The 15,956-nt window shown below is 68.4% G+C and carries 15 protein-coding genes and 1 pseudogene; 7 read left to right on the forward strand and 9 right to left on the reverse strand.

Features of this window, described 5'->3' with window-relative positions; genetic code table 11:
* Positions 1 to 44 precede the first annotated feature (44 nt).
* On the forward strand, positions 45 to 923 hold the full coding sequence (locus tag LF63_RS00380; protein WP_052394444.1) for a DUF817 domain-containing protein: 879 nt from the start codon (positions 45 to 47) through the stop codon (positions 921 to 923).
* On the opposite strand, the gene LF63_RS00385 is transcribed toward LF63_RS00380, so the two are convergent.
* Together LF63_RS00385 and LF63_RS00390 are read right to left on the reverse strand one after the other, a co-directional pair.
* The gene (locus tag LF63_RS00385) at positions 920 to 2,086 is read right to left on the reverse strand and encodes an acyltransferase family protein (protein ID WP_043098865.1); all 1,167 of its coding nucleotides are present in this window, start codon (positions 2,084 to 2,086) and stop codon (positions 920 to 922) included. The genes LF63_RS00380 and LF63_RS00385 overlap by 4 nt on opposite strands.
* Before the next feature lie 89 nt (positions 2,087 to 2,175).
* Positions 2,176 to 3,072: an AraC family transcriptional regulator gene (locus tag LF63_RS00390; RefSeq protein WP_052394446.1), complete on the reverse strand. Its 897-nt coding sequence runs from the start codon at positions 3,070 to 3,072 to the stop codon at positions 2,176 to 2,178.
* A gap of 137 nt (positions 3,073 to 3,209) precedes the next feature.
* Here LF63_RS00390 and LF63_RS00395 point away from each other — a divergent pair, with 137 nt between their 5' ends.
* From LF63_RS00395 to guaD, 5 genes and pseudogenes are all read left to right on the forward strand, one after another.
* Positions 3,210 to 3,974 (forward strand): SDR family NAD(P)-dependent oxidoreductase, encoded by a 765-nt coding sequence (locus LF63_RS00395; RefSeq protein ID WP_152569187.1) that lies wholly within the window; start codon positions 3,210 to 3,212, stop codon positions 3,972 to 3,974.
* Between the two features lie 73 nt (positions 3,975 to 4,047).
* On the forward strand, positions 4,048 to 4,717 hold a 670-nt coding region (locus LF63_RS16165; protein WP_338047171.1), incomplete at its 3' end, for a histidine kinase dimerization/phospho-acceptor domain-containing protein.
* Position 4,718: 1 nt separating this feature from the next.
* A pseudogene (locus LF63_RS16170) lies at positions 4,719 to 4,946 on the forward strand (ATP-binding protein); the annotation flags it as partial.
* A gap of 33 nt (positions 4,947 to 4,979) precedes the next feature.
* Positions 4,980 to 6,371: a nitrogen regulation protein NR(I) gene (ntrC, locus tag LF63_RS00405; protein WP_052394448.1), complete on the forward strand. Its 1,392-nt coding sequence runs from the start codon at positions 4,980 to 4,982 to the stop codon at positions 6,369 to 6,371.
* A 243-nt stretch (positions 6,372 to 6,614) separates the two neighbouring features.
* A complete protein-coding gene (gene guaD, locus LF63_RS00410; protein ID WP_043098868.1) occupies positions 6,615 to 7,973 on the forward strand; it encodes a guanine deaminase in 1,359 nt (452 codons plus the stop codon).
* A 324-nt stretch (positions 7,974 to 8,297) separates the two neighbouring features.
* On the opposite strand, the gene LF63_RS00415 is transcribed toward guaD, so the two are convergent.
* The 3 genes from LF63_RS00415 to LF63_RS00425 form a co-directional block, all read right to left on the reverse strand.
* A complete protein-coding gene (locus tag LF63_RS00415; RefSeq protein WP_200877518.1) occupies positions 8,298 to 10,130 on the reverse strand; it encodes a chloride channel protein in 1,833 nt (610 codons plus the stop codon).
* Between the two features lie 153 nt (positions 10,131 to 10,283).
* Positions 10,284 to 11,012 carry an RES family NAD+ phosphorylase gene (locus LF63_RS00420; protein WP_235205220.1) on the reverse strand — a complete coding sequence of 243 codons (729 nt, stop codon included), beginning with the start codon at positions 11,010 to 11,012 and terminating at the stop codon, positions 10,284 to 10,286.
* 26 nt (positions 11,013 to 11,038) lie between these two features.
* Positions 11,039 to 11,416, reverse strand: a complete 378-nt coding sequence (locus tag LF63_RS00425) for an MbcA/ParS/Xre antitoxin family protein (protein WP_043098872.1) — start codon at positions 11,414 to 11,416, stop codon at positions 11,039 to 11,041.
* Between the two features lie 154 nt (positions 11,417 to 11,570).
* On the opposite strand from LF63_RS00425, the gene LF63_RS00430 reads away from it, so the two are divergent.
* Positions 11,571 to 12,110, forward strand: coding sequence for an SRPBCC family protein (locus tag LF63_RS00430; protein WP_043098873.1), 540 nt, complete (start codon positions 11,571 to 11,573; stop codon positions 12,108 to 12,110).
* 73 nt (positions 12,111 to 12,183) lie between these two features.
* On the opposite strand, the gene LF63_RS00435 is transcribed toward LF63_RS00430, so the two are convergent.
* From LF63_RS00435 to LF63_RS00450, 4 genes are all read right to left on the reverse strand, one after another.
* Entirely contained in the window at positions 12,184 to 12,801 is a 618-nt protein-coding gene (locus tag LF63_RS00435) for an OmpW/AlkL family protein (RefSeq protein WP_043098875.1), read from the reverse strand.
* 150 nt (positions 12,802 to 12,951) lie between these two features.
* Positions 12,952 to 13,359, reverse strand: a complete 408-nt coding sequence (locus tag LF63_RS00440) for a hypothetical protein (protein ID WP_043098876.1) — start codon at positions 13,357 to 13,359, stop codon at positions 12,952 to 12,954.
* Positions 13,356 to 15,143: a DUF885 domain-containing protein gene (locus LF63_RS00445; protein WP_152569188.1), complete on the reverse strand. Its 1,788-nt coding sequence runs from the start codon at positions 15,141 to 15,143 to the stop codon at positions 13,356 to 13,358. The genes LF63_RS00440 and LF63_RS00445 overlap by 4 nt, the downstream gene beginning before the upstream one ends.
* Positions 15,144 to 15,224: 81 nt before the next feature.
* Positions 15,225 to 15,929 (reverse strand): helix-turn-helix transcriptional regulator, encoded by a 705-nt coding sequence (locus LF63_RS00450; RefSeq protein ID WP_043102739.1) that lies wholly within the window; start codon positions 15,927 to 15,929, stop codon positions 15,225 to 15,227.
* Positions 15,930 to 15,956: the final 27 nt, after the last annotated feature.

Here is a 15,956-nt window from a genome sequence, read left to right on the forward strand (position 1 = left end):
ATTTGCTGCCTGACGCAGCCATGCCGATACGGCAACATGCCGGCATGCTTCGCTTCCTGCCTGCCCGCCTGCACGTCTGGCTGACCGCGCCGCACGCCGTGCGCGCGGACGCGCTGCGCGAGTTCCTCTGGTTCGGCCTGAAGGAAGCCGCCAGCTGCAGCTTCGCCGGCGGCTTCTTCCTGCTCCTGGCCGCTTCACGCGTGGTCTCGACCGCGCCGGTGCCACGCTACGACGCCATCCTGCTCGGCGCGCTCGCGTTGCAGGCGGCAATGCTGTGGACGCGCCTGGAAACGCGCGACGAACTGAAGACCATCGCCCTGTTTCACCTGCTCGGCTTCGCCCTGGAAGCGTTCAAGTCGAACCCTGCCATCGGTTCCTGGAGCTACCCGGAATTCGCCTACAGCAAGCTGCTTGGCGTGCCGCTCTACGCCGGCTTCATGTACGCCTCGGTGGCCAGCTACATGGTCCAGGCCTGGCGCTTCTTCGACCTGCGCTTGCGCAACGCGCCCGATCCACGGCTCAGCGCCGCCGTGGCGATCGCCATCTACGCCAACTTCTTCACCCATCACTTCCTGCCCGACCTGCGTTGGCTGCTGACCTTGCTGCTGCTGGCTCTGTTCCGCCGCACCCGGGTGTACTTCACGCCGTGGCGTCGTCGGCTGTGGATGCCGCTGCCGCTGGCGTTCGTGCTGATCGGCTTCTTCCTTTGGGTCGCCGAGAACGCGGCGACCTTCCTCGGCGCGTGGACCTACCCCGATCAGCACCTGAGCTGGCGCATGGTGCACGCGGGCAAGATCGGCTCCTGGGCGCTGCTGGTGGTGATGACCTTCGTGATCGTCGCCGACCTCAAGGATCTCAAGATGCGCCTGCACCGCGCATCGTCCACCGCCGGTCGGATCGGTCGGCCGGTGCGGGACGACTAAGCTTCGACGCGCTTGCCCGACACCACCCCGCGCCGCTGCAGCCAGCGCGCACGCAGCGCGCGTTCGCAGGGCTGCGAAACCCAGCGCGCCACGACCGCACCCAGGGCCGCCGTCAGCAACAGAATCGGCGGATACCACAGGAAACCCGTCGCCAGCGGCTTGCCCGTGGCGCGGTAGAGGTCGACGGCCGCGTAGACCACGAACATGTGCGTCAGGTAGATCTCGTAACTGAGCCGCCCGCAGACGCGCAGCCAGCCGAAACCGGGCAACGGCCGTGGCGCCGGCGAGGCGGCGGCGCGGGCGTGCAGACCGAGCACCAACACCGCCGTCGACAGCACCAGCAGCAGCATCACGCCGTGCCCCAGGTACGGCCACAGCAGATCGCCGCGCAACAGCAGGCCGGTCAGCACCAGCGCACCGCTCGCGATCATCGTCCGCGCGACCGTCAGCGAGGGCTGCCAGCGCGCCGCCAGCAACGCGCCCAGCACGCCGCAGGCGATCGCCGACATGCCCGGAAGATAGGCCTTCTCCATCCAGATCTCATTGCCCTCGGCGAGGCCGCGCGTGTACGGCAGCGACACCGCCAGCAGCACCAGCAACGGCACCATGGCGCGCCGACGCCGCAGCAGCAGGCACAGCAGCGGAAAAGCCAGATAGAACACTTCCTCGATCGACAGCGACCACAGCACGTCCCAGTTGCCGGGCAGGTAGCCGGTGTGCGCCTCGTACACGTTGAGGTACAGGCCGAACGCCGAAGCGACCGCACCGATCAGCGACTGGCCCGGCCGATGGATCACGTAGTCATGCGCGCCAACCGCATGCAACACCGCCAGCACCGCGATCAGCAACGTCAGCAACGGCACGATGCGGGCGAAACGGCGCACATAGAAATCGCGCAGATGCACCGCGCCCAGCGATCCCCAGCGCGCCAGCGCATTTCGCGCGATCAGGAAGCCCGACACCACGAAGAACACGTACACCGCCGACAGACCGTTGTAGATCAACGCCTTCAACAGCCACGCCGGCAGCAGCTCGCCCAGCGCGGTGCGATGCAGCGGAATGCGCAGGCCGATGTGGTTCATCACCACCAGCAGGATCGACACGCCTCGCAGCAAGTCGATGCCGGCGTTGCGGCCGGACGAAGGGGCGACGTTGGATGTCATTGGCGGCACGCTCGAGTCGGCAGGGCAGTGTGCCCGCACGTCCACCGCGAACCAAACGCTATTGGCGAGCAGCTTCACATGCATCACGGTCAGGCATCCAGACCGGTTCGACGCAATCGCTCGATGTCGCGGCGCGGCGGCGCACCGAACAAACGCGCATAGTCGCGACTGAACTGCGAGGGGCTGGCGTAACCGACCTCGTACGCCGCGACCTCCGCCGACATCGCCCTGGACAGCATGCGCCGCCGCGCTTCCATCAACCGCATCTGTTTCTGGAACTGCACCGGCGTCATGCCGGTCATGGCCTTGAACTTGCGGTGGAACGCCGCCGGACTCAGCCCGGCCACGCCGGCCAGTTCGTCGACGCGGATCGTTTCCGTGTAGCGTTCGCGCAGCGTCTGCAAGGCGTGGGTCACGCGCCGGTCGCGTTCGGTGCCGACCACCATGCGCGCCAGCGCCGCGCCATGCGGACCCGCCAGCAGGCGATAGCAGATTTCGCGCATCACGGTCGGATAGAGCATGGCGATCGCTTCGGGTTCGCTCAGCAGCCGCACCGCGCGCGCGGCGCAATCCAGCAGACCACGATCGAGATCCATCACGAACGCCGCCGGCCCTTCCACCGATGGCGGCGGCGTGTCCATGCGCGCATACACCTCGCGCATGATCGCGCCGTCCAGCTCGATCACGACGCTGAGATACGGCGCATCGGAACCTCCCTCGATCACCTGACTCGCGCCCGGCATCTCCACGCTCACGACCATCGCCTGCCCGGTGCGGTATGCCAGCCGCTGCGCGCCGAAAGTCGTCCATTTGACGCCCTGCACGACGATGCACAACGCCGGTTTGTGCACCAGATGCGTCTGCTTCTGTTCCGCCTGCGCGCGCAGCAGGATCAGGCCATCGACAGCCGTGTACCAGGGGCTTTCCCGGCCGGAGCAACGGAACGCTTCGACCACGGCAGCGTGGAGTTCGGAAAGCTCGTGCATGTCTTTTTCAACATCGTTCGATCCGACATCAAGGTAATCAAGTGAGCAGAATCAGGCAAGAATTGACACGCTTTCAGCATGTTCGCATCGGCGTCCTGACCGCACACTTCCGGTACCCCCAACCGAGGAGCATCCCCATGACGGACACCATTCGCAGGATCGCCCTGGTCACCGGCGGCAGCCGCGGACTGGGCCGCAACACCGTGGAGCACCTGGCGCGACGCGGCATCGACACGATCTTCACCTACCGCTCGCGGCGCGACGACGCCGAACAGGTTGCCGCCGAGGTGGCCCGCGTGGGCCGCAAGGCCATCGCGCTGCCGCTCGATGCCGGTGACAGCGCGCAGTTCGACGCGTTCGTCGAGCAGGTGCGCCGGAGCCTGGCCGACTTTGGCGCGGAGCGCTTCGACTATCTCGTCAACAATGCCGGCATCGCGCACCACGAGAGCATCGAGCGCACCACCGAAGCCGATCTCGACGCGCTCTACAACGTCCACTTCAAAGGCGTGTTCCTGCTGACCCAGAAACTGCTGCCGCTGATCCGCGACGGCGGGCGCATCGTCAACCTCTCGTCCGGCCTCACGCGCATCGTGTTTCCCGGCAGCGCGCCCTACGCCTCGATGAAAGGCGCAATCGAGGTGCTGACTCGCTACATGGCCAAGGAACTCGGCCCGCGCCGCATCGCCGTCAACGTGGTCGCGCCGGGCGCCGTGGAAACCGACTTCAGCGGCGGCACGGTGCGCGACAACCCGGAGGTCAACCGGCAGGTCGCCGAGCTCACCGCGCTGGGTCGCCCCGGACTTCCTGACGACATCGGTCCGATGATCGCGTCGCTGCTTTCGGAGGATCACCGCTGGGTCAACGCGCAGCGCATCGAAGTCTCCGGCGGCATGGCCATCTGAGCCGGCGTGCGGCATGGCGCCAAGCCTACGGCGACGCATTGCAGGACGCTCGATATCGCACTAGATTGGTGCAATGTCCGCACCGTTTTCAACCGACGATCTCGGCGTTCTGGCCACCGGCATCGCTTTGCTGGACCGCGATCTGCGCGTGCTCTGGCTCAACGATGCCCTGGCTGAAACGCTGGAAGTCGGCGTGCGCAGCCTGCGCGGGCAGGACTTCTCCGCGCTGGTCGCCGAACCCCGTTTCGCCGAGCAGGTCGCGCGCGTGCTGGCCGGGCAGACCCAGGTGCGCATGCGCGCGGTCACCCTGCACACGCTGCATGGCGGCAGCCTGCGCGCGGATCTGGATCTGCAGGTACGCGCGCCCGATACGCTGCTGCTGGAAGTCCACGCGCTCAGCGACAACGCCGGCAGCGACACGCCGCTGTCGGCCACGCTGCGCGGTTTCGCGCACGAGGTAAAGAACCCGCTGGCCGGTCTGCGCGGCGCGGCGCAGTTGTTGCAGCGACGCGTCGACGACGCCGGACTGGCCGACCTCGCCGGCATGGTCATCGCCGAGGCCGACCGTCTGGCCACGCTGGCCGACCGCCTGCTGCGTCACGGCGGCCGGCCGCAGCTCGGCCCGGTCGACATGCACGCGGTGCTCGGCCGCGTCGAGGCCGTGCTGGACGGCCAGACCCAGGCCCCGCGCATCGTCCACGACTACGATCCCAGCCTGCCCGCCGGCACCGGCGACACCGACCNCGCACGGCGCTGCGCGTGGACGTCATCGACGACGGCGACGGCGTGCCTGAAGCGCTGCGCGACACGCTGTTCCAGCCGCTGGTGTCCGGCCGCGCCGACGGCACCGGTCTGGGCCTGGCGCTGGCGCGCGAGACCGCGCACGAGCACGGCGGCGAATTGCGCTGCAGCAGCCGGCCCGGCGCCACCGTGTTCTCTCTGTACCTGCCGCTGGGCGAGGCGCATGCCTGACGCAGCCCGATATCGATGGAGTCACCGCTGCCCATGAACCGCGAAATCTGGATCGCCGACGACGACCGCAATGTGCGCTTCGTGCTGGCCGCCGCACTGCGCGACGCCGGTCATGCGGTGCGCGAATTCGGCAGTGCCGAAGCCGTGCGCGCGGCCTTGCCGGCCGGCGCGCCGGCGCTGCTGCTGACCGACGTGCGCATGCCCGGCGAGGACGGCCTGACCCTTTTGCGCGCATTGCGCGCGCAGGGCGAAACGCCGGTCATCGTGATGAGCGCGTTCACCGACATCGCCACCACCGCCGCCGCCTACCGCGCCGGCGCGCTCGACTACCTGGCCAAGCCGTTCGATCTGGACCAGGCCGTGGAAGCGGTCGCGCGCGCGCTGGCCGAAGCGCCCGCCGAGGACCCCGGCGTCGCCGACACGCCGACCGACGCCCTGCTCGGCGAGAGCGCTGCCATGCGCGAGGTGTTCCGTCTGATCGGTCGCGTCGCCGCCAGCGATCTGAACGTGCTGATCACCGGCGAGACCGGCACCGGCAAGGAACTGGCCGCGCGCGCCCTGCACGCCGAGAGCGCGCGGCGCGAACGGCCGTTCGTGGCGCTGAACACCGCCGCCATTCCCGCCGAGCTGCTGGAAAGCGAGCTGTTCGGTCACGAGGCCGGTGCGTTCACCGGCGCAACCCGACGCCACGCTGGCCGTTTCGAGCAGGCCGAGGGCGGCACGCTGTTCCTCGACGAAATCGGCGACATGCCGGCCTCGCTGCAGACGCGCCTGCTGCGCGTGCTGGCCGAGGGCGAGTTCTACCGCGTCGGCGGGCGCGAGCTGCTGCGTTGCGACGTGCGCATCGTCGCCGCCACGCATCAGGACCTGGACACGCTGATCGGCGAAGGCCGCTTCCGCGCCGACCTCAAGCATCGCCTGGATGTTGTGCGCATCGCCCTGCCCGCACTGCGTCAGCGCCGCGACGACATCCCGCTGCTGGCGCGGCACTTCCTCGCCGCCGCCGCGCGCGAGCTGAAGGTCGCGCCGAAGCGCTTCGCCGCCTCGGCCCTGCGCGCGCTGGCGCGGCAGGATTTCCCCGGCAACGTGCGCGAACTGGAAAACCTGTGCCGCCGCCTGGCGGTGATCGCGCCCGGCGCGGAAATCCGCCCCGCCGACCTCGGTCGCGGCCGCGACGAACCCGCACCGCCGCCCGGCGAGGTCTGGAGCGAGGGACTGCGCGCCTGGGCCGAACGGGCGTTGGCCGACGGTGAAGCCGACATCCACGCCCGCGCCCGCGAAACCCTCGACCGCACCTTGCTGGAAACCGCACTGGCCGCGCACGACGGTCATCGCGGTCACGCCGCGGAAGCACTCGGCGTGGGCCGCAACACGCTGACCCGCAAACTCGGCGCCGCGCGCACGCGCAAGCCGCGCGGCGACTAGTCCGCCGCGCGCGGTGCTCTGCCGGCACTGCGCCTCCTTTCAAACAGGATCCTGCGCGCCACGCATCCGCGCGTGGGCTTCGAGGCATGCGCGTCAATAACCGCTCCCGCCTCATGGCGAGCTGTCGACATTCGCTCGCGATCCACCACAGGCGCCGAACGCCGCGTGATGGAGCCACGCTTTGCGCGCACTCCATCCGCCCCGGCTGCTAGGCTTGCGCCGAGTTTCCGCGTCGTCCGATCCATGACCCAGCCCGCTTCCGATTCCTCCTGCATTGCCCTGCGCGGCGATATGCTCAGCTTCCGTGGCGATCCGTTCGTCGACGGTCTCGAAGCCTGCCTGCACTATCAGCAAGACGCGCTGGTCCTGCTACGCGATGGCCGTATCGACGCAGTCGGACCGGCGACCGAATTGCAGCCGCAGCTGCCGGCCGGCACACCGGTCGAGCACTACCCGCATGCGCTCATCACCGCCGGCTTCGTCGACACCCACGTGCACTACCCGCAGCTGCCGATTCTCGGCGCACGCGGCCTGCCGCTGCTGGACTGGCTCGAACGCTATACCTTCCCCGCCGAACAGGCCTACGCCGACCTCGACCACACGCGCGCGATGGCGCGCCTGTACCTGACCGAGAACCTGCGCAACGGCATCACCAGCGCGGCGGTGTTCTGCACCGTGCATCCGCAGTCGGTGGATGCGCTGTTCGAGATCGCGCAGGGGCTGGACATGCGCCTGGTCGCCGGCAAGGTACTGATGGATCGCCATGCGCCGCCGGCACTGTGCGATACGGCGCAGTCCGGCTACGACGACTCCGCCGCGCTGATCGCGCGTTGGCACGGGCAGGGCCGTCTCGGCTACGCCATCACGCCGCGCTTCGCGCCGAGCAGCACGCCGGAACAGCTGGAAGCCGCCGGCACGCTGTGGCGCGAACACCCGGACTGCTTCGTGCAGTCGCACCTGTCCGAGAATCTTGCCGAGATCGCCTGGGTGCGCGAGCTGTTTCCGGACGCGCGCGATTACCTGGACGTGTACGACCGCTTCGGCCTGCTCGGCCCGCGCGCGATCTATGCGCACGGCATCCACTTGTGCGAGCGCGAATACGGGCGTTGCCACGACAGCGACACCGCACTGGCGCACTGTCCGACCTCGAACCTGTTCCTCGGCAGCGGACTGTTCGACCTGACTGCCGCCAAGCGTGCCGAGCGTCCCGTGCGCGTCGGCCTGGGTACTGACCTAGGCGCCGGCACCAGCTTCTCGATGCTGCGCACGATGGACGAGGCCGGCAAGGTCGCGCAGCTGCGCGACGCGCCGCTCTCGCCCGCGCATGCGCTGTATCTGGCCACCCGCGGCGGCGCGCATGCGCTGCATCTGGACGACCGCATCGGCAGCATCGCGCCCGGCATGGAAGCGGATCTCGCCGTGCTCGACCTGCGCGCCACGCCGCTGATGGCCGCGCGCATGCAGCATGTCGACAGCCTCGACGAGGCGCTGGCCGTGCTGATGACCCTCGGCGACGACCGCGTCGTGCGCGCCACCTGGATCGCCGGCGTCAAGCGCCACGACCGCGATCACGGCGAGCCGGTCACGCGACGGATTCTTTGAAGCGGCTGCATCGGGCCGCGAAGAGACATCCGATCGTCGCGCAGGATCCGTCAGATCCTTGCAAGCAGGATTTCGCTTGCCAATAACCTCCGACGCCAGCGGCTATTCGTTCCCGTACGCCTGGGGTGCGCTCATGCGCATCCCGGCTCCATGGCGTTTCCCGACGTCAGAGCAGCTCATGACGATGAAGGCCATGTTCGATCCGCTCACGGGGGTCGCCGCCTCGGCGTTGTCGGGCATCCCGGGCAGGTCCCATCTGCTCGCCGTACGTCAGCGAACCACAACGGCCCGTAACGCTTGTGGGTCCGTGAATGACATGCCCCGTCAGTGCCGATCTTTTTTGGAGGGTTGTTCATTCCCGTGATCGAGGTAGTCCGACAGGTTGGTGTTCTCGACCAGGTCTTCCCACGTCACCACGCCGACCACGCTGCCGGCGTTTTCCATCGCGCCGTCGCGGGTCATGATGGCGTTACGGCAGTGCTGCTGGCGCAGCGCGGCGATCAGGTCGAACACGCGGATATCGCTCTGCACCACCGCCACGTGCGTGTCGGCCAGGTCGCGCAGCGGCAGATCGCGCTCCAGCCCGCGCCGCGCCGCACGCAGCGTGCGCGCCGGCACCACGCCGACCAGTCGGCCGTTCTCCACCAGTACCACGCGCGGCGTGCGGTCGAACCGGCGGCGATGTTCCAGCGCCCGGCCCAGTCTGGCATCCGCGTCCAGGCAGACATACGGCGCGCGGATGAATTCCAGCGCGCGCCGCGCCAGGTATAGCTGGCTCTGGATCGCGACCGGAATGCGCTGGCCGCGTCGGCTCAGTTTCATCGTGTAGATGGTGTCCACCATCAGCATCCGGCGCACCGAGTAGGCCGCCGAGACGCTGATGATGAGCGGGATGATGGCGTGGTAGTCGCGCGTCATCTCGAAGATCATCACCACCGCCGTGACCGCCGCGCCGGTGCTGGCGCCGACCATGCAGGCCATGCCGATGACCGCCATGGTGGCCGGACTCACATCCATGCCCGGAAACAGCGCGTGCAGCCCCGCGGCGAAGCCTGCGCCCAACGTCGCGCCGATGAACAACGCCGGCGAGAACACGCCGCCGGACGCGCCCGAACCCAGCGTCAGCGAAGTAGACAGCAGCTTCAGCAGCGCCAGCAGCAGCACCAGTCCGCCGGCGGTCAGGCTGCCGTTCAGGATGTCCTGGATGGTCGCGTAGCCCACGCCCTCGACGTAGTAGTGACCGGCGTGGCGCAGCAGCAGGTACATCGTCACGCCGACCAGCGCCATGCCCAGCATGTGCCGCAGGTAGTCGTTGCCCGGCATGCGCTGGAACAGGTCCTCGAAGGCGTAGATCGAACGCGTGAAGACCATCGCCGCGACGCCGGTCAGCAGACCCAGCACGACGTAGGCCGCCAGCGCCGGCAGGCCCGAGCCGAGCACCGGGTGATCGAGCACCAGCGGCGGCAGGACGAAGGACGGATGGTCGCCGAAGAACGCACGCCCGATCAGGCTGGCGGTGCCGGTGGCGAGCATCACCGGAATCAGCGTGCGCGCGCTGATCTCGACCAGCAGGATTTCGGTCGCGAACAGCACGCCGCCGATCGGCGTGTTGAAGGTCGCAGCGATGCCCGCGCCGCCGCCGCAGGCGATCAGCGCCAGGCGCTGCCATTCGGGAATGCGCGTCCACTGCGCCAGCATCGAGCCGAAAGTCGCGCCGATCTGGATGATCGGCCCCTCGCGGCCGACCGCGCCGCCGGAGCCGATCGAGATCGACGAGGCCAGCGCCTTCACCAGCGCGACCGGGGCGCGGATGATGCCGCGCTTGAAGTGCACTGCGTCGATCACTTCCGGCACGCCGTGTCCCTTGGCTTCGGGCGCGAAGGTCTTGACCAGGAACGTGACGATCACCGCGCCGACCACCGGCACCAGGATGATCCAGGCGCCCCACGGGCTGGCCGCGGCATGCTTCAGCGCATCGAATTCGGTGCCGAAGCGGCCGAAGAAGAACAGGTTGTGGAACAGCGCGATCAGTGCGCGGAAGGCCAGCGCGCCGAAGCCCGCCACCACGCCGACCGCCACCGCCATGAGCGCCATGCTCACCTCGATCCGCGCCTCCCGCGCCAGATCGCGTTGCCCCATGACGATGTTCCTGCGCACGCCTGCCTCCTCGATTCCGGGAAAATCAGCACGAGCACCGGTGCACCCGCAGCTTGCGTCCTGCGCGCTGCGGCCGTGCAGCGCTCAACCCGACCATCCTCGACCCTGCCGCCGCGCATTGCAACGCGACGCACCGATCCGTCTTCGCGCGGATCAGGTCTTCGCCGACGGTGGATCGGTGCGCCGCGTGATCGAGGCGACCTCCAGCACCGCGCTGATGCGCGTGCCGTCCCAGCGGTAGATGTAGTGCCCGGCCTGCACGCACGGTGCGACCACGTCCGGGTAGAACGCGGCCACGCACTGCCCGCCGGCATCGCGCACGCTGTCGTAGACGATGCCGTGGCTGCCGGCGTCGCGCAGGCGTCGGGCCAGCGCCTGGCTGTCGACGTAGCTGTCCAGATCGTGCGCTTTCGGCCAACCGCCGCGCAAGTCGTGCAGCGTGGCCGAAATCGTGGTGCGGTAGCAGCGCATCTGCAGGTGGATGGGCGGTTCGCGCGTCGCGGCCAGGAACTGCTCGCGATGGAACACCGTTTCCTCGATTGCGGTGGCGACGCTGTGCGCGGCGTAGAACACGCCGTAACTGCCGTCGGAAAACCGGCTGCCCTCGGGATTGCGATGCGTGAACGCGGCCATCACCGGCGTGCTGCCCGGTCCGCTGATACGTCGCGCTTCGGGCACCAGCGACAGCTGACCCAGCTCCTGTCGCAGGCGCGGATTGGTCATGCCCTCGATGGCATACAAGGCTTCCAGGTCGCCCGGCTCGGCGATGCGATCGAACACGCCGACTGGCGGGAAACGGCTGGAAACGATGCGGTAGGCGCGCGTCCAGCGCACGCGTTTCTTGGGAGGTTCGTCCATGTCCGAAGTGTGCGTGCGCCTCATCTCAATGTCCGAGAACGGCGTCCGCTTCAGCCGCGCTGGGCGTCAAGGTACTCGCGCACCACGTAGAGATCGGCAACGTTGCCCGACAGCATGCGATCCAGCGCGCTACGCCCGCCGAAGGGCGCCGCCGTATTGGGTCGCCGCACCCACGCATCGGCGCGTTCGGTGTTGGGCAGCAGAATCTGCAGGTCCTTCCAGATGCCGAGCAGGTAGCTGATGCGTTCCAGCGTGTCGCGGCCCAGCGAACCTTCGCCTTCGCGCTTCCATTTGTAGAACGTCGATTGCGGCGGATCGCCCAGCAGCGTGCGCTGTTCGGCCACACGCAGGTTCCAGGCTTCGGCGAGACGGAAGAAGGCGCGCAGGGCGGGACCATCGAGCGCGCCATCGTGAGCGTGCGTGGACATACGGGAAGTCGCAAGCGCGGGCATGAAATTCTCCCAATAAACCTTTCGTTTAGTTTACTTCATTTATGGAAACATGTCCCCTGTGCGCGCATCGACGTTCCCTGCACGCGTTCGATGCGTACACTCGAAGTCCCGCAGCTATCCGGAGTCGGCGATGAAGATCGTCTACGCACTTGCCTGTTTCGCGTCGCTCGTCTGCATGACGCCGGCCCGCGGCGAAGTCGTGCAGCGCGCCGCCGACGGATTCCACGTGCGCGCCCAGGCCGACCTGCGCGGCACGCCCCAGCAGGTCTACGCCGATCTGCTGCGCATCGGACGCTGGTGGAATCCGGCGCACACCTATTCCGGCGACGCTGCGCACTTGTCGCTGCAAGCGCGGGCCGGCGGCTGTTTCTGCGAACGCTGGAAGGGCGGTTCGGTCGAGCACGCCCGCGTGATCGCGGCGCTGCCCGACCACTCGCTGGTGTTGGACGGCGCGCTCGGACCGCTGCAGCCGATGGCCGTCACCGGCGTACTGCAATTCACGTTGAAAGCACACGACCACGGCACGCGCGTGGAAGTCGATTACCGCGTCAACGGCGCTTCGCTCAGCGGGCTCGATGCGCTCGCGCCGGCGGTCGATCAGGTCATCGGCGAACAAGTGCGGCGGCTCGCGGCCTTCAGCGACGGCGAACACGCACCCGCGCCGCACTGACTCCGAGCGGCCTTGATGAAAAAGACCCGCGACCGGCCCACTCCATGCCGGCCGCGAGTCCGTCCCCACTCGCTCAGAAGCGGTAGCCCACGGCCACGCCGTACACCAGCGGATCCACGTGCACGGTGCCGACCGAGGCGCCGTTGACCTTGGCCTTCGCATCGATGTTGATCCAGCGCGCATCGACGGTGAACAGCCACTTCGGATTCAGGCGGAAATCCAGGCCCGCATGCGCGGCCACGCCGAACGAATCGTCCACGCTCAGTCGCGTGCCGGCCAGCGGTCCGGTGGTGTGCTCGCCGAACACGTACGTGTAGTTCAGACCGATGCCGACGAACGGCGACACCGTCGCCTCCGGCTGGAAGTGGTACTGCAGGCTGACCGTCGGCGGCAGGTGCTTGAAGGTCGCAGCCTTCACGCCATTCAGACGCACGGTGTGCTCGAACGGCGTCGACGCCAGTACTTCCAGACCCAGATGCGGATTGAAGAAATATTCCGCCGTGATGGTCGGACGCGTGTCGTTGCCGACGTCGGCCTTGAACGCACCGCCAGCCAGCGTGCCGTTATTGGATTTCGGCGCCACCACGTGCGCGCCCACCTTCACGACCCAGTCGCCGTCGGCCGCGTGCGCCCGGCCGATGCCGGCCAGGGCCAGGGCCGCGCAGAGCGCGGTGCCGATCAGCTTTTTCATGTTCGTACTCCTCGATAGCAGCGGGGGAAAGTCCGCGAGGAGTGTGGGTTCGCAGGGCGCGGCGGTTGTTGACCAGGATCAAGTCCGGCCCGGCTGCGACGCCCTGCCGCAGGCGTCGCCGAACCGCCGCATCCAGTGCCGCGAAGCGCCTCAGCGCCGGACCAGAAAGCGTGCGCGAACCGGTCGTGTATACATCAACGCCAGCGCCGCGAACCATGCGGCGACCGCGACCAGAAACAGCACCCGCGCGCTCGACGAGAGCGCGCCGTAGATCGGCGTGACCGCGGCCATCGCCGACGCGGATACGGCGACCAGCGCCGTCGCCCACCATGCCAACGCACGCGCCCAGCCGCGGAAGCGCAGCAATCCGAAGGTCGACACGGCGACCAGCACGCCGGAGACGACGCTACCCAGACCGCCGAGCAGCACCAGCCCCGTCAGCAGGGTGGGACGATCCACCGGCACGCGGAACGGCACGGCTTCGGCGAAGGGCAGACACAGCGCGACCGCGGCGGCGATCAGTGCCAGCACGAGCACGAAGCGGAAGCTGGCGATCATGGCGACGTCTTCTTGCTCCGGTCGCGATCGCACGCGCAGCCGTAGTCCGGCTCCGGGCCGCCTTCGGCGATGAAGCGATCGATGCGCCGCGCCAGCACCGGCAGCGGCACCGAGCCGGTCGACAACACGGTGTCGTGGAAGGCACGGATGTCGAACTTCGGACCCAGCGCCTGCTCCGCCTTGGCGCGCAGCCGGCGAATTTCCAGATAGCCCAGCTCGTAGCTGAGCGCCTGGCCGGGCCAGCTGATGTAGCGGTCCACTTCGTTGTCGATCTCGCGCTGGCTCAGCGCCGTGTTCTTGAGCATGTAGTCGATGGCCTGCTGCCGGCTCCAGCCCAGATGATGGATGCCGGTGTCGACCACCAGCCGGCAGGCGCGCCACATCTGGTAGGTGAGGAAGCCGAAACGCTGGTAGGGCGTCTTGTAGATGCCCATCTCGTTGCCCAGGTATTCCGAGTACAGGCCCCAGCCCTCGCCGTAGGCGGAAATGTAGCCGTCGCGCCGGAACGCCGGCTGATTGCGGGCCTCGTCGGCCAACTCCAGCTGCAGGGCGTGACCCGGATAGGACTCGTGCAGGGTCAGCGCCGGCATGTTGTACAGCGGACGCGATTTCAGATCGTAGGTGTTGACCAGATACACGTGCGGACCGCCGCGGCCGGAGGTGTAATACGACGCGATGTCGGCCGGCACCGGTTCGATGGTGAAGCGCTCGCGCGGCAAGTGGCCGAAGAAGCGCGACATCTTCCCGTCCACTTCCTTGGCCACCCAGGCGCTCTTGTCGAGCAGCTCCTGCGGCGTCTTCGCGTAGAACTGCGGATCGGTGCGCAAATAGGTCAGGAACGCCGCGAAGTCGCCCTTGAAACCAGTCTTGCGCATGGTCTCCAGCATCTGCGCGTGGATCGTGGCGACCTGCTTCAGACCGATCGCGTGGATGGCGTCGGGCGTGAGGTCCAGCGTGGTGAATTCGCGAATCTGCTGACGGTAGAACGCCTTGCCGTCCGGCATCGCCTCGGCGGCCAGCGTGGTGCGCGCCTGCGGCACGTAGACATCGTCGAAGAACGTCAGCAGGTGCGCGTAGGCCGGAATCACGTCGTCGCGGATGGCCGACAGCGCGCGGTTCTTCAAGTCCTGCGCCTCGTCCTCCGGCAGGTTCGCGGGCAGATGCTCGAACGGCTTGTAGAAGCTGCTCCGGGTCGGATCGTCGAGTTCGGCGACGGCCTTGATCGACGCATCGCGACCGTCCAGCACCGCGCGCGGCACGCTGAAGCCGCGCGCCAGGCCCAGCCGCATGTTCGCTTCCTGCTGCGCGAAGTAGCGCGGCACCTGACGCAGCTTGGCCAGGTAGGCGCGATAGTCCGCCAGCGTGCGCAGGTTGCCGGTGTTGAGCTCGTAACCGAGATCGGACCAGAACGCGGAGTCGCTGTTGAACGGCATCTGCCAGGTCTTGAAGCGGCCGTCGGCGACGAAGTTGGCGATCTGCCGGCGGTAGACCGCGTAGTTGATCTGCTCGGCGGGCGAGAGCGCATCGACGTCGATGGCATCCAGCTCGGTCAGCACCTTCTGCCAGTACGCCAGCCGCTTGGCCTGGTCGGCGGCGTCGACCGTGTCCAGACGGCTGTTGTCCGGCAGGTCCATGTCCGCCGGGCCGCGCGACGCACCGCTGCGCCAGGACCATTCCTGCTGGTAGATGGCCTTGAAGCGCGCGTCCGGCGAGGTCACCTGCGCGTGCGCCAGCGGCGCCGCCAGGAGCGCGCCCGCCATCATCCAGCCCAGCCACTGCTTCATCATGTTTCCGCCTGCGTGAACACCCATCCGGCGATGATCGCAGACCGCGCCGCGGCGGGCACGTGCCGAAGGTTCGACGGCTCAGCCCGGCGCGTGCGGGCGGCGGCTCACGGCGGTCAGATAGGCCCGCAGGCCGCGCGCGGGATCGTCCTCGAAGTTTTCGCCGGCATCGTCGATGACGCTGATGCGGTCGAGCCGGAAATTGCGGAAGTCGCCGCGCATGCGGCACCACGCGCCCAGCGTCCACTTGCCGCCCCAGAACGCCAGGCACAGCGGCTCGACCACGCGCGTGCTGGGTTGTTCGGCCAGATTGCAGTAGCAAAGCCGCAGCGCCTGGCGGGCGTCGATGGCGGCATGCAGACGGTCGATGACCTGGGCGAAGTCGCGCTGATGGCGATCCTCGAACACCGGCGCGAAGATACGCGTGTGCTCGGCGCGGGCGCGCAGCGCCTCGGGCAGCACCGCCTCGATCTTGCGCATCGCCGTGGCCGCGCCGGCGGCCAGCCGCACGCCGGCGAAGGCGCGAGCGAAACGCGCGCCGACCACCAGCGCCTCCAGTTCCTCGGGACGGAACATCAGCGGCGGCACGTCGGCGCCCTTGCGCAGCACGTAGCCGACGCCGGCCTCGCCCTCGATCGGCACGCCGGAACGCTGCAGATCGGCCACGTCGCGGTAGACCGTGCGCAGCGAGACTTCCAGCATGTCCGCCAGTCTTCGCGCCGGCAGCGCGGTGCGGCGACCGCGCAGGGCATGGATGATCTGGAACAGGCGGTCGGCGCGGCGCATGCGCGCATCATCGCGCATGTCGCCACC

It is taken from the genome of Oleiagrimonas soli, from assembly GCF_000761445.1.
In the GTDB taxonomy this organism is placed as follows: domain Bacteria; phylum Pseudomonadota; class Gammaproteobacteria; order Xanthomonadales; family Rhodanobacteraceae; genus Oleiagrimonas; species Oleiagrimonas soli.